The organism is Stenotrophomonas sp. YJH_SMC_82, from assembly GCF_059368875.1.
On the sequence record NZ_JCAFSE010000001.1, the window covers coordinates 1,398,341 to 1,411,723 of the forward strand.

At 66.6% G+C, this 13,383-nt stretch carries 11 protein-coding genes and 3 tRNA genes; 4 read left to right on the top strand and 10 right to left on the bottom strand.

The genetic code is table 11. The features are described from left to right. Positions 1–113 precede the first annotated feature (113 nt). The 7 genes from dxs to AC5P53_RS06290 all read right to left on the bottom strand — a co-directional run bounded on the left by dxs (position 114) and on the right by AC5P53_RS06290 (position 6,681). Positions 114–2,021, bottom strand: a complete 1,908-nt coding sequence (gene dxs, locus AC5P53_RS06260) for a 1-deoxy-D-xylulose-5-phosphate synthase (RefSeq protein WP_032956193.1) — start codon at positions 2,019–2,021, stop codon at positions 114–116. Positions 2,022–2,126: 105 nt separating this feature from the next. Then, complete coding sequence (locus AC5P53_RS06265; protein WP_032956174.1) at positions 2,127–2,792, bottom strand: HNH endonuclease; 666 nt, start codon at positions 2,790–2,792, stop codon at positions 2,127–2,129. Positions 2,793–3,267: 475 nt separating this feature from the next. Beyond that, positions 3,268–5,058, bottom strand: a complete 1,791-nt coding sequence (locus AC5P53_RS06270; protein ID WP_495227181.1) for an acyl-CoA dehydrogenase C-terminal domain-containing protein — start codon at positions 5,056–5,058, stop codon at positions 3,268–3,270. 64 nt (positions 5,059–5,122) lie between these two features. Further along, on the bottom strand, positions 5,123–5,599 hold the full coding sequence (locus AC5P53_RS06275) for an LEA/WHy family protein (RefSeq protein ID WP_014647826.1): 477 nt from the start codon (positions 5,597–5,599) through the stop codon (positions 5,123–5,125). A 165-nt stretch (positions 5,600–5,764) separates the two neighbouring features. Further along, positions 5,765–6,316: a lipocalin family protein gene (locus AC5P53_RS06280; RefSeq protein ID WP_142235341.1), complete on the bottom strand. Its 552-nt coding sequence runs from the start codon at positions 6,314–6,316 to the stop codon at positions 5,765–5,767. Between the two features lie 141 nt (positions 6,317–6,457). Then, positions 6,458–6,533: transfer RNA gene (locus AC5P53_RS06285), tRNA-Phe, on the bottom strand. A gap of 72 nt (positions 6,534–6,605) precedes the next feature. After that, positions 6,606–6,681: transfer RNA gene (locus AC5P53_RS06290), tRNA-Phe, on the bottom strand. Between the two features lie 333 nt (positions 6,682–7,014). Between AC5P53_RS06290 and curA the strand changes: the two genes are divergently transcribed. Next, on the top strand, positions 7,015–8,040 hold the full coding sequence (gene curA, locus AC5P53_RS06295) for an NADPH-dependent curcumin/dihydrocurcumin reductase (RefSeq protein ID WP_142235342.1): 1,026 nt from the start codon (positions 7,015–7,017) through the stop codon (positions 8,038–8,040). Between the two features lie 46 nt (positions 8,041–8,086). On the opposite strand, the gene AC5P53_RS06300 is transcribed toward curA, so the two are convergent. Next, positions 8,087–8,929, bottom strand: a complete 843-nt coding sequence (locus AC5P53_RS06300; RefSeq protein WP_126411190.1) for a bifunctional transcriptional activator/DNA repair enzyme AdaA — start codon at positions 8,927–8,929, stop codon at positions 8,087–8,089. A gap of 132 nt (positions 8,930–9,061) precedes the next feature. Between AC5P53_RS06300 and AC5P53_RS06305 the strand changes: the two genes are divergently transcribed. Further along, entirely contained in the window at positions 9,062–9,823 is a 762-nt protein-coding gene (locus tag AC5P53_RS06305) for an SDR family oxidoreductase (RefSeq protein WP_241887701.1), read from the top strand. A 6-nt stretch (positions 9,824–9,829) separates the two neighbouring features. On the opposite strand, the gene AC5P53_RS06310 is transcribed toward AC5P53_RS06305, so the two are convergent. Further along, complete coding sequence (locus tag AC5P53_RS06310; protein ID WP_075076317.1) at positions 9,830–10,315, bottom strand: hypothetical protein; 486 nt, start codon at positions 10,313–10,315, stop codon at positions 9,830–9,832. Between the two features lie 158 nt (positions 10,316–10,473). Here AC5P53_RS06310 and AC5P53_RS06315 point away from each other — a divergent pair, with 158 nt between their 5' ends. Further along, positions 10,474–10,647: a hypothetical protein gene (locus AC5P53_RS06315; RefSeq protein WP_006457496.1), complete on the top strand. Its 174-nt coding sequence runs from the start codon at positions 10,474–10,476 to the stop codon at positions 10,645–10,647. A gap of 61 nt (positions 10,648–10,708) precedes the next feature. Here the strand turns inward: AC5P53_RS06315 and AC5P53_RS06320 are convergent. After that, positions 10,709–10,784: transfer RNA gene (locus AC5P53_RS06320), tRNA-Ala, on the bottom strand. 231 nt (positions 10,785–11,015) lie between these two features. On the opposite strand from AC5P53_RS06320, the gene AC5P53_RS06325 reads away from it, so the two are divergent. After that, complete coding sequence (locus AC5P53_RS06325; RefSeq protein ID WP_046431763.1) at positions 11,016–13,346, top strand: TonB-dependent receptor; 2,331 nt, start codon at positions 11,016–11,018, stop codon at positions 13,344–13,346. Positions 13,347–13,383: the final 37 nt, after the last annotated feature.

Sequence of the window (13,383 nt, forward strand, 5' to 3'; positions counted from 1 at the left end):
CCGGAATTCCATCATCCACGCATGGCGTGGATCTACGCGTTTCGAGCCTGGAGGGTGCGGACGCTGTCCGCACCCATTGCGCCCTGTGTGGATCTACCGGGTGGTGATCGGCCTCAGCCTGCCGCGCTGAGCGGCGGGGTACCTGCGGCGAGCTGCGGCCAGCGCTTGAGCACAGCGGCGCGGATGCCGGCCGCGTCGATGCCGGCTTCGGCCAGCAGGTCTTCGCGGCTGGCATGGTGCTGGTAGCTGTCGGGCAGGCCCAGGTGCAGGATCGGCCGCAGCACGCCTTCGGCATTGAGCAGTTCACCAACACCGGAGCCGGCGCCACCGGCCACCACGTTGTCTTCGATCGTCACCAGGCCCTCGTGCTGGGCGGCGACAGCCAGCACCAGCTCGCGGTCCAGCGGCTTGATGAAACGCATGTTGACCACGCTCAGGCCCAGTTCGCGGCCGACCTGCTCGGCGGCGGCCACGGTGCTGCCGAAGGCGAGCAGGGCAATGCGGCTGCCCTGCAGGCGCAGTTCGCCCTTGCCGATCGGCAGGGTCGACAGGTCGGTGCCGGCTGCAACGCCGGTGCCGGTGCCGCGCGGGTAGCGCACGGCGGCCGGGCCCGGGTGCTGCAGGCCGGTGCTTAGCATCTGCCGGCACTCGGCTTCGTTGGACGGTGCCATCACCACCAGGTTCGGCACGCAGCGCAGGAAGCTCAGGTCGAGGTTGCCGGCGTGGGTCGCACCGTCCGGGCCGACCACGCCGGCGCGGTCGATCGCGAACAGCACGTCCAGGTCCTGGATGGCCACGTCATGTACCAACTGGTCGTACGCGCGCTGCAGGAAGGTCGAGTAGATCGCCACCACCGGCTTGCCACCCTGTGTGGCCATGCCGGCGGCGAGGGTGACCGCATGCTGTTCGGCAATCGCCACGTCGAAATAGCGCTGCGGGTATTCCTTGCTGAAACGCACCAGGCCGGAGCCTTCGCGCATCGCCGGGGTGATGCCGTACAGGCGCGGCTCGGCGGCGGCGGCATCGCACAGCCAGTCGCTGAATACATCGGTGTAGGTCGGCTTCTTGGCACCGGCCTTGGCCACCAGGCCCTTGTCCGGATCGAACGGGCCCACGGCGTGGTAACCGATCTGGTCGCCCTCGGCCGGCTCGTAACCCTTGCCCTTGGTGGTCATCACATGCAGCAGCTTCGGGCCCTTGGAGGCGCGCAGCGTCTTCAGCGTGGACAGCAGGGCGGGCATGTCGTGGCCGTCGATCGGGCCGGTGTAGTGGAAGCCCATTTCCTCGAACATCGTGGAAGGCACGAACATGCCCTTCCAGTGCTCTTCCCAGCGTTTCACGAAGCGTGCCGGATTGTTCTTCTTGTCACCGAGAATCTTCTTGCCGCCTTCGCGCAGCGCGTTGAGCGTGCGGCTGCCGGTGGCGCGGCCCAGCATCTTGGTCAGGCCGCCCACGGCCTCGGAGATCGACATGTTGTTGTCGTTGAGGATCACCAGCAGGTTCGGCTCCGGCTCCATGCCGCCAGCGTGCATCAGCGCTTCGAACGCCATGCCGGCGGTCATCGCGCCGTCACCGATCACCGCCACGATCTTGCGGTCGTCGCCTTCGGACTGGCGGGCGATGGCCATGCCCAGTGCGGCCGAGATCGAGGTCGAGGAGTGGCCGACACCAAAAGTGTCGTACTCGCTTTCCTCGCGCTTCGGGAACGGCGCGATGCCGTCCTTCTGCTTGACGGTGTGGATCTCGTCGCGGCGGCCGGTCAGGATCTTGTGCGGGTAAGTCTGATGGCCGACGTCCCAGACCAGCTGGTCGTGCGGTGTCTGGTACAGGTAGTGCAGGGCCACGGTGAGCTCGATCACGCCCAGGCCGGCGGCGAAGTGGCCGCCACTCTTGCCCACCGATTCAATGAGATAGGCGCGCAGTTCGTCGGCAACCGCCCTCAATTCGGATTCGTCGAACGTGCGCAGGTCATCCGGCGTCTGGATGCGCGCGAGGCGGGGATAGCGGGCAGAGTCGATCATCATGTTCGCACTTTTTCTGAACGCCCATTTTCGCCCTCAAACGGGGGTGGGGCAAGCAAACGCCGCCGTCCGTGACAGGACGGTGAGGGTTGCATTTTCAGGCGTTCAGGTGCTCAGTTTCGAGCGCTTGGGCAATTGCGCCTTCAGGAAGGCCATCTGGTCGGCCAGGATGTTGCGGTTGGACAGGATCAGGTGCTCGATCCAGCTGGGCCGGTAGGGCACTGCCAGCAGGGGCATGCCGGCCTGCTGCGGGGTGCGGTCGCTCTTGCGCGAATTGCAGTGGAAGCAGGCGGTGACCACGTTTTCCCAGCAGTCCAGGCCGCCCTTGGACAGCGGCATGACGTGGTCGCGGGTGAGCGTGGGGCGGCTGAACTGCTGGCCGCAGTACATGCACAGATGGGCGTCGCGGGCGAAAAGGGCCTGGTTGGTCAGGTTCGGCGTCGGGTCGATCGCACGGGAGCGGGCGTGGCCGCGGGCGGCGATGATCGGGTGCAGGTCCATGCCGCTCTGCAGGCCGCTGAAACGGTTGGTGCCACCGTGGATGTGCAGGCAGGGGTCGCCGAGCGTCCAGGCCACCGCCTCGCGGGCGTAGAGGCAGGCCGCATCCTGCCAGGTGATCCAGTCCAGTACGCGTCCGTGGGCATCAAGCGAGAGCAGCCGGACCGAACCGGGGCGATGCAGCGTCGTGGCATTGGGCGATGCTTCGGCGCCCGGAGCAGAAAACGGAGCTCCGGCTTCGATCAGACCCAAGCGTGTAGTGTCTGTCTCCATCGGGAGAACAGCTTATACCTGAATCATTGCGATTTGGGTATCGCCCGGAGGGCGAAACCCAAATCGCAATGATTCAGGTCCGCGCATTCCTCCTATCCCCCGCACCTGTCGGTGCGCCCCCCTTAACAAAGGGGGGCTTTTCCCCAGATGGATTTCAGTGGTTTCCATCCACGCGTGGCGTGGATCTACGCAGATCGCGGGGAACTGTCAGAGGCGGGGCGGTGTGGGTTGGCAGGACCGTTGGCGCCATGGAGGGCGCCATCGAGCCCCCAAGGGTGAAGGCGCTTTGCTTGCGAAGCACTGCTTCGCAAGCGCCCGAACGCACAGCCGCCAGCGGCTGGGCCGGACCGCGGAGCGGGGTTTACGGCGTGTCCTGCCAGCCCACACCGCCCCGCCATCCACCGGGATCCAGCTGTTGCTATTGCGGTTGCCGGCCAGCGGCCGGCACTACCGCGGGTGCCGGGCGAAGCCCGGCTCAGGCGCCGAAGCGCTCGTCGTCCATGGCCATCAGCGGCGCGGCGCCGGCCTGGATCGCGGCGGCGTGGCTGAGGGTGCGCGGCAGCACGCGGGCGAAGTAGAACCGTGCGGTCTCGCGCTTGCTCTGGGCGAAGGCGGCGCCGTGCGCGCTGGCATCGGCGGCGGCGACGCTGCGGGCCCACCAGTAGGCCAGCACCACGTAACCCGAATAGAACAGGTAGTCGTAGCTGGCCGCGCCCAGTTCGTCGGGATTGGCGGCCGCGCGCTGCAGCACGTCCATCGTCAGCTTGCCCCATTCGGCGGCCTTGGCGCGCAGCGGGCCGATGAACTCGGCCAGCGCTTCGTTGCCCTCGTGTTCCTTGGCGAAGGCTTCGATCTCGGCCAGCATCAGCTTCAGGCCGGCGCCCTGGCTGGATGCGGTCTTGCGGCCGATCAGGTCCAGCGCCTGGATGCCGGTAGTGCCTTCATACAGCGTGGTGATGCGTGCATCTCGGGCCAGCTGCTCCATGCCGTGCTCGCGGATGTAGCCGTGGCCACCGAAGCACTGCAGGGCGTTGTAGGTGTTCTCGATGCCCCATTCGGTCTGGCAGGCCTTGGAGATCGGGGTCAGGAAGCTCACCAGGGTGTCGGCGCGCTCGCGCTCGGCGGCATCCTCGGCGTGGTGGGCGATGTCGATCAGGGTGGCGGCGTGCAGTGCCAGCAGGCGGCTGCCTTCGACCAGCGACTTCACGGTCAGCAGCATGCGACGCACGTCCGGGTGGACCAGGATCGGGTCGGCCGGCTTGTCCGGGAACCTGGCGCCGCTCAGGGCGCGCGACTGCAGGCGCTCACGGCTGTACTTCAGTGCGTTCTGGTAGGCGCGCTCGGACAGGCCGATGCCCTGCAGGCCGACACCCAGGCGCGCGGTGTTCATCATGGTGAACATGGCCTGCAGGCCCTTGTGCGGCTGGCCGACCAGGTAACCCTGCGCACCATCGAAGTTCATCACGCAGGTGACCGACCCCTTGATGCCCATCTTGTGTTCGATCGAGCCACAGCGCAGTGCATTGCGCTCGCCGACGTTGCCATCGCGGTCGACCTTGAACTTCGGGGTGACGAACAGCGAGATGCCCTTGGCGCCCGAAGGGGCGTCGGGCAGCTTGGCCAGCACCAGGTGCACGATGTTCCCGGTCAGGTCGTGCTCCCCGGCGGTGATGAAGATCTTGGTGCCGGTGATCGAGTAGCTGCCGTCGGCGTTCGGCTCGGCCTTGGTCTTGAGCAGGCCCAGGTCGGTGCCGCAGTGCGGCTCGGTCAGGCACATCGTGCCGGTCCAGCGGCCTTCGATCAGCGGCTTGAGGAAGGCGTCGTGCTGCCACGCCTCGCCGTGCTGCTTCAGCGCTTCAATGGCGCCGTGCGAGAGCAGCGGGAAGTTGCCCCACGCCAGGTTGGCGGCGTTGATCATTTCGTTGAGCGGCACCCCCAGGGTGTGCGGCAGGCCCTGGCCGCCCAGCTCCGGCGAGGCGGTCAGGCCGGTCCAGCCGCCATCGACGAACTGGTCGTAGGCCTGCTTGAAGCCGGGCGGGGTGGTCACTTCACCGGTGGCCTGGTCGAGTACGCAGCCGATCTCGTCGCCGACGCTGTTGAGCGGGGCCAGCACGGTGGCGCTGAAGCGGCCGGCTTCCTCCAGCACGGCATCGACCACGTCGGCGGTGGCGTCGGTGAAGCCCAGGCGGGCGAACAGGGGTTCGACCTTGAGCACGTCGTGCAGGGCGAAACGGAGGTCGGAAAGCGGGGCGGTGTAGCTGCTCATCGGTACGTCTCGATTTGATCAGGGCAGAGGGGAGCGGCGCCGGGCGCCGCGACGAAAGGCGGGTTCAGCGCAGCACGCCGGGCAGGCCGGGGGCCTGGTTGAGGGTGCTGCGGCTGCTGATGTCGAAGCTGCGCTGCTTCTTTTCCTGCGGCGTGGCCGCCACCGTTCCCTTCAGGGCGTAGGCCAGGGTACGGTTGCTGGCCAGCGCGTCGGCCACCACCAGGCGCGCGGTCGAGCTGGGCACGAGGTCGACATTGATGACGTCGGCGGAGGTGCCGCCGATGGAGATGCCGGGCTTGACCTGCAGGGTGCCGGCATCGCTGTCGCCGACGGTCAGCGCCAGTGAGACATCATCGAAGGTCATCGGCATCGAGCTGAAGTTCTGCAGGCGCAGGGCCACGGTCCAGTTGCCGTCGGCACGCACGGTCAGCTGCTGCAGGCTGGCCGCCGGTTCCGAAACACGCTTGACGATGCCGTTGCTGCAGGCAACAAGGGCGAGGGTGCACAGGACGATCAAGGCGGTACGGAAGCGGTGGAGCATGGGCGCAAGTCCTCTGGAGGGGGTGCGTTGGGGTAAGCATACTACGGCGTATGGTTTTATGGATCGCCCGGAGCGACCCGTCCGCAGAGGGTAGCGCGTGAAGATGGCGGTCGGGCATGCACAACGCCGGATGGCGCGCGCACGATGCGCCGGATGCGAAGCGGTTCAGTCGGCCGCGGGATCGCGCAGCGGGGCCATCAGGCGCAGTGGCCCGAGGTCGTACCCCATCGACTCGGCCTTGGCTTTCAACTGTTCGAACCGATCGCGCTCCATCTCCGGCAGGCGCGAGAGGATCCACAGATACTTGCGGCCGGGTTCGCCGACCAGGGCCCATTGATAGTCCGGGTCCAGCGCCAGCACCCAGTAGTCGGCCCAGACCAGGGGCGCCCAGCTCAGCCAGTCGGGGACGAAGCGCACCTGCAGTTGCCCGGGATGGCCGGCCACCGGGCGTGCCACGCCTTCGGCGACCACGCGCTCGCCGTCACCCTTGCGGCAGGCATTGGTGACGCTGATGCGGCCGTCGCGGCGCAGGCCATAGTTGGCGGTGATGTCGCCCACGCACTGCTTCTGGAACGAGACTGGAAGATGCGCGATCTCGTGCCATTGGCCCGCGTAGCGATCAATGTCCAGGTGCTCGACCGCGCGCACCGGTTCAGTGGCGGTCACCGGGAAGGCGGCCAGCAGCAGGCAGGTGAGCAGGGCGGGGCGCAGAGGCATCGGCAGGCTCCAGGCAGGAGTCTGGAGCGTAGGTGCCGCGGCCCGTGCCGGTGTAAATGTTTCGTCAACCGGGCCACGGTGGTCGCCGCTTGCGCGAAGCGCGAATAAAAAAAGACCTGCATTTCTGCAGGTCTCTGAAGATGGTGGCCGAAGACGGAATCGAACCGCCGACACGGGGATTTTCAATCCCCTGCTCTACCAACTGAGCTACTCGGCCAAATTGTGTGGCGACCGCGGTGAATGCGGTTTCCGGAAAAAAAAGACCCGCATTTCTGCAGGCCTTCGAAAGTGGTGGCCGAAGACGGAATCGAACCGCCGACACGGGGATTTTCAATCCCCTGCTCTACCAACTGAGCTACTCGGCCACATGTTTCGTTGCAGCGAGGTCGCTGCCAAGGACGCGTATATTACGGAGGTCGGCTGCCTTCGGCAAGCGTTTTGCCAAGATTTCTTCACATTGCCCTCTGCGCGCTCGCAAGTGCTTGATCCTCCGTTGTGGGGCGGGCGTGCCCCATCGATTGTCGTCTGCGGTGGAAATCAGCAGGTCGCCGCGTTCGCCAAAGCTGCAAGGGCAGGGGGTGCGCCGGACCCGCGCGGGTCCGGGCAATGGAACGCTGTTTTCGTGGCCGCCATCGGGGATCGCCGCAGCGTAGTGTCGGCAGTCCTTTCCCGATGCTGGCAACAGCAGAGACCTGGCCATGTCCGATTCCTCCACCGCGTCCCGCATCGTGCTTGCCTCGCGTCCGCAGGGGGCGCCAAGTGCAGCCAATTTCCGCCTGGAACAGGTTGCGCTGCCGGCCCTGGCCGATGGCGAAGTGCTGCTGCGCAACCGCTACCTTTCGTTGGACCCGTACATGCGAGGACGCATGGACGAGGGCCCGTCGTATGCCGCGCCGGTGGCGGTAGGGGCGGTGATGGAAGGCCAGACCGTGGCCGAGGTGCTGCAATCCAAGGCCGAGGGCGTAACCGCAGGCGAGCTGGTGCTGGCGCCGGGGGGCTGGCAGACCCACGCGGTGCTGCCGGCCAAGGCGCTGGGGCGTCGTCTGGATCCGGCCGGGCTGCCGCTCAGTACGGCGCTGGGGGTATATGGCATGCCCGGTTTCACCGCCTATTCCAGCCTGCATGAAATCGCCCGTCTGAAGCCGGGCGAGACGTTGGTGGTAGCCGCCGCGACCGGGCCGGTGGGCGCGACCGTGGCGCAGCTGGCCAAGCTGCAGGGCGCGCGCGTGGTCGCCATCGCCGGTGGCGAGGCCAAGCGTGCCTATCTGCAGACGCTGGGCGTGGACGTGGCGCTGGATCATCGCGTGGCTGATTTTGCGGACCAGCTGCGCGCGGCAGTGCCTTCGGGCATCGACGTGTACTTCGAGAATGTCGGCGGCCATGTGCTGGATGCGGTGCTGCCGCTGCTCAACGACTTCGCCCGCATTCCGGTCTGCGGCACCATCGCTACCTACAACGAGCGGGGCGTCGAGCAGCCTGGCCCGGATCGGCTGCCGTCACTGTTCAGCCAGATCCTGCGCCAGCGCCTGACCGTGCGTGGTTTCATCGTGCACGACTTCAACCACCTGTGGCCGGACTTCGAACGCGAGATGCCGCAGTGGCTGCGCGAGGGCCGCATCCAGTACCGCGAGGATGTGGTGGAAGGTCTGGAGAAGGCGCCGGAGGCGTTCTTCGGGCTGTTGCAGGGGCGTAACTTCGGCAAGCTGGTGGTGAAGCTGGATTGAGTGCTTGGTGGGTGTGCCGACCAAGGTCGGCGGCTATCGGGTGGCGTCAGCCGTTGGCGACCTTTTCCCGGCGCAGCAGTTCGCGCTTGCGCGCAACGCCCCAGGCATAGCCGGACAGGTCACCGTCGCGGCGCACCACGCGGTGGCAGGGCACGGCTACCGCCAATGGATTGCTCGCGCAGGCACGTGCCACCGCACGACTCGAGCGTGGTGCACCGATATGCGCGGCAATATCCGCATACGACGCGGTCTGGCCGCGCGGAATCTGCTGCAGTGCCTGCCATACCCGCTGCTGGAAGGCGGTGCCGCGGATATCCAGCGGCAGTGTGGCGCCTCGCGAGGGATCCTCGACCAGGCCCACCACCTGTGCCACCAGTTGCTCATAGCCGTGGTCGGCACCGACCAGTTCGGCCTGGCGGAAGCGTTGCTGCAGTGACTGCAGCAGCGCCTCCGGATCGTCGCCGAGCAGGATCGCGACCACGCCGGTGGCGCTGCTGGCCACCAGCACGCTGCCCAGTGAGCTTTCGGCAAGCGCGAAGTGGATGACTTCGCCGCGACCACCTGCGCGCCATTGCTTGGGAGTCATGCCCAGCAACTTCGGTGCGTTCTCGTAGAAGCGCCCGCTGGAGCCGAAGCCGGCATCGTGGAAGGCATCGGTGATGCGCTCCTGCTGTTCGAGCCCGGTGCGCAGGCGGTCGGCGCGCAGCGCGGCAGCGTACTGCTTGGGGGTCAGCCCGGTGGCCTGTTTGAACAGGCGATGCAGGCGCGTCGGGCTGCAGCCGGCGATGTCGGCCAGCTCCTGCAGCGAGGGCTCGTCGAGGCTGGCCTGCAGATGGCGGCAGACCCGTTCGACGCGGGCGTCGAGGGCGGTGGTGGCGGTGCTGTCCATGGGAGGATTCTGGCACGTGCCGGTTCTGCGGAAACTCCGTTTCCTGCACCTGGCCGCGAGGCCCGGAAACGGAGTGTTTGTGGGCCGGAGGCGCGGCATCGTGGCGGCCACTCCACAACCGGTACCACCCTCATGCGCCTGAACAACAAGATCGCCATCATCACCGGTGCCAGCGCTGGCATTGGTCGTGCCAGCGCCCTGCGCTTTGCTGCCGAAGGGGCAAAACTGGTGCTCAATGCGCGGCGGCCGCAACCGCTGCACGCACTGGCCGAGCAGATCCGTGGCGCCGGCGGCGAGGTGGTGATGCATGCCGCCGATGTGGCTGATCCGGGCACGGCGCAGGCGCTGGTGGATCTGGCCCAACAGTCATTCGGAGGCCTGGACATCGCGCTCAACAATGCCGGCATGCTCGGCCCCGGCGTGCCGGCAGCAGAGTTCCCGGCGGATGCGTGGCGCGAGGTGATGGCCACCAATCTCGACGCCGCCTTCCATGCCGCACGCGCGCAGTTGCCGGCATTGCTGGCACGCGGGGGTGGCTCGCTGGTGTTTGTCGGTACCTTTGTCGGCCATACCGTGGGCTTCCCGGGTATGGCCGCCTACGCGTCGAGCAAGGCCGGACTGATCGGCCTGAGCCAGGTGATCGCCGCCGAGTACGGCGCGCGTGGCGTACGCAGCAACGTGCTGCTGCCTGGCGGTACCGATACCGAGATGGGCCGGCAGGCCGCACCCACCGGCGATGCCCGCGACTTCGTGCGCTCGCTGCACGCACTCAAGCGCATGGCCGAGCCGGAGGAGATCGCCAACGCGGCGCTGTTCCTGGCCAGCGATGAAAGCAGTTTCGTTACCGGTACCGCGATGCGTGTTGAAGGTGGAGTGTCGATCACCCGTACCTGAGCGGCGTCATGAGCGCGGCGTGTAGCGGATACCGCTGCTGGCCATGAAGCCTTTCGGGTCGAACCGGGCCCATGCCTCGCCCCACTCGAACCGGGCGCGGCCACCTGCCAGTTTGCGCCCCAGAGCCGTGGCCAAGGTGCGACGCATGAAAGCGACTTCGGCATCGATCGCGACCTGGGTCGGCCAGCCGTCTTCCAGTGTCGCACCCGGCAGATCGACGCCGATCGTCACCATGTCGAGCTGTTGCCCGTGGAAGCACAGGCTGATGCCGGCGGGCGCACCGCCCAGACTGACCCGGTGCAGGCTGAGCCAGTGATAGCCGGTGCCGGCATCGCGCTCGCCATGCATCAGCGTGGCGAAGGCGATGCGCGCCTCCTCCAGTGACAGGGTGGGGCAGATCAACGTCGTCAGGTGGCCGAGCTGGATGCTGCCGTCCGCTGGATCGAGGCGCATTGGCAGCGTACGCGCGGCGTGCTGGGCGGGAGGTGACATCGCGGACTGGCTGGGCATGTTGGTCCGGATTCTGCAGAGCCGTGAGCTGCGGCGGCAAGCGGAACTGCACACGCTGTTCGCGCGGGCCTGACCTGCGGATCACTGCGCAGCCTCTAGCGTGAAGTCCTGATCGGCCTTCGCCGGCACAGGAGACTTCGATGAGCGAGCGCGACAAAGACCCTGGCGATCCGAAACAGGGCGTACAGGAAAGCCGTCAGGACAGGGCGCAGGAGGACGTGGCAAAGCAGCGGCCGGGGCAGCGCGATCAGCAGGTGCGTGATACGCATTCGCGTGGTCCACGCCGCAAGGACGGGGATCAGGAACCTGCCTGACTCGTGATCGATGCAAGAAAAAACCCGCAGATCGCGACGATCGGCGGGTCTTCTTAATGAGTGGTGGAGCCAAGGAGGATCGAACTCCTGACCTCGTCATTGCGAACGACGCGCTCTCCCAGCTGAGCTATGGCCCCACGGCAGGGCTTCAGTGTAGCCAACTGGCTGCGCCTTGCCAAGCCGACCCGGGATGTGCCGGACGGCGTGGCATGAAGGCGTGCACTGTGCCGAAACCGTCCGGTTTGTCGGGGCCGGATGCCGCGCAACGAAATCGTAACAATTTGGGGGATAATGGCGGCTTGCGCAGTTCTCCTCCTTTTTGCCGCCCGGCTCGCGCAGGCCGCACGGACGCCTCCTCAGAGCATTCCATGCCCTCCCATTCCGATTCCCGCCGCCTGTCGGGTATGTCGTCTTCCTTCGTTTCCTTCCGCCGCCATCCGCTGGCCCTGGCCTGTGCCGGCCTGGCCCTGGTCGGCAGCTTTGGTGCCGCCGCGCAGGACAGCGCGCCGACCCCGACGGGCCTGGACACGATCACCGTGACCGCCGAGCACCGCGAGCAGAACCTGCAGGAAGTGCCGGTCTCGGTGGGCGTGGTGCAGGGCGAGCGCATGCGCGACTTCACCGCCGGCGGCGACGACACCCTGCTGGCGCTGTCCGGCCGCGTGCCGAGCCTGTATGCGGAAACCACCACCGGCCGCATCTTCCCGCGCTTCTATATCCGCGGCCTGGGCAACATCGACTTCTACCTGGGTGCCTCGCAGCCGGTGTCGATCATCCAGGACGACGTGGTGCTGGAGCACGTGGTGCTGAAGTCCAACCCGGTCTATGACGTGGACCAGGTGGAAGTGCTGCGCGGCCCGCAGGGCTCGCTGTTCGGCCGCAACACCACCGCCGGCATCATCAAGTTCGACACGCTGAAGCCGACCCAGGACTACACCGGCCGCGTCAGCGCCAGCTATGCGACCTACAACAGCGTGTCGATCGACGGCGGCTTTGGCGGCCCGATCAACGACATCGCCTCGTTCCGCGTGTCGGCGCTGTACCAGCACCGCGACGACTACGTCGACAACACCTACAAGGGCCCGAGCGCTGACGGCACGGTCAGCCCGAAGAAGAACGCCATGGGCGGCTTCGATGACCGCAACGTGCGCGCGCAGCTGCTGCTGACCCCGAGCGACCAGTTCTCGATCCTGGCCTCGGCCCACGCCCGTGATTACGAAGGCACCTCGACCCTGTTCCTGCGTGGTGCGCTGACCAAGGGCTCGAACAAGACCGACGTGCCGCGCGACCAGGTCGCCTACGACGAAGCCGACAACAACCCGCAGGCCTACAAGACCTACGGCGGCTCGGTGAAGGCACGCTACGACTTCGGCGCGATCGACTTCACCTCGATCACCGCCTATGAGACCACCTCCGGCTACAGCCGTGGTGACACCGACGGCGGCGCGGCGGTGAACTTCCCGGTGAACGGTGTGCCGAACGGCTACGGCCAGTCGATGGGCCGCATCCGCGACCTGGACCAGTGGACCCAGGAATTCCGCCTGGCCAGCCATGACGACAGCGCCCTGCAGTGGCAGGCCGGTGCGTTCTACTTCAACGGCAGCGACACCACCGACTTCTACCAGCGTGCGTGGTTCCTGCAGGGTGCGGCCCGCAACCCGAACAACTGGGTGCGACTGCGCAACAAGAACACCTCGTGGGCCGGTTTCGGCCAGCTGAGCTACGCCTTCACCGACAAGTTCACCGTCACGGCCGGCCTGCGCCAGACCAAGGACGAGAAGCACACCCGCCTGCTGAAGACCGCTGACACCGCCGCCGGCGTGGTGACCTACAAGGGCCGCACCGACGTCAAGATGTCCGACACCACCCCGAGCTGGGATCTGAGCGCGATGTACCAGATCACGCCGGACGTGAGCGTCTATGCGAAGGTCGCACGCGGCTTCCGCGGCCCGACCATCCAGGGCCGTTCGGCGGTGTTCAATGCCGACTTCACCACCGCCGATTCCGAGACCATCCTGTCCTGGGAAGCCGGCGTGAAGAGCAGCCTGTGGGACAACCGCCTGCGCCTGAACGCCACCGCGTTCACCTACACCGTCAATGACATCCAGCTCAACGGCAACGATTCGGACGGCAACGGCGTGCTGTTCAATGCCGACAAGGCCAAGGCCTACGGTTTCGAAGCGGACATGGAGCTGCGCCCGATCCCGAACCTGACCCTGAGCGCCGGCGTCAGCCTGCTGCACAGCGAGATCAAGGACAAGCGCGTCTACGCGCAGGTCTGCGGCCTCAACGGCAAGGTGGTGTGCACGGTGAATGACCCGACCATCAAGGTCGGTGCCAACACCTTCGCGCAGATCGACGGCAACCCGCTGCCGAACGCGCCGAAGTACAACGTCAACTTGGCCGCCCGCTACGACTTCCCGGTCAGCGACGCGGGCACCATGTTCGTGTCCACCGACTGGAACAAGCAGGGCTACACCAGCTTCGTGCTGTACGACAGCAAGGAGTTCAACTCCAAGGGTGATTTCGAGGGCGGCCTGAAGATCGGCTACTCGGGCAACTACGGTGCCTATGAAGTGGCGCTGTTCGCGCGCAACATCACCAACGAGAAGAACCTCAAGGGTGTGATCGAGAACTACATGGCCGCGGTCTACAACGAACCGCGCACCGTCGGTGTCTCGTTGAACATGAACTGGTAAGGCTTACCCCGTCGTGTAACGGAAACGGCGCTCATCG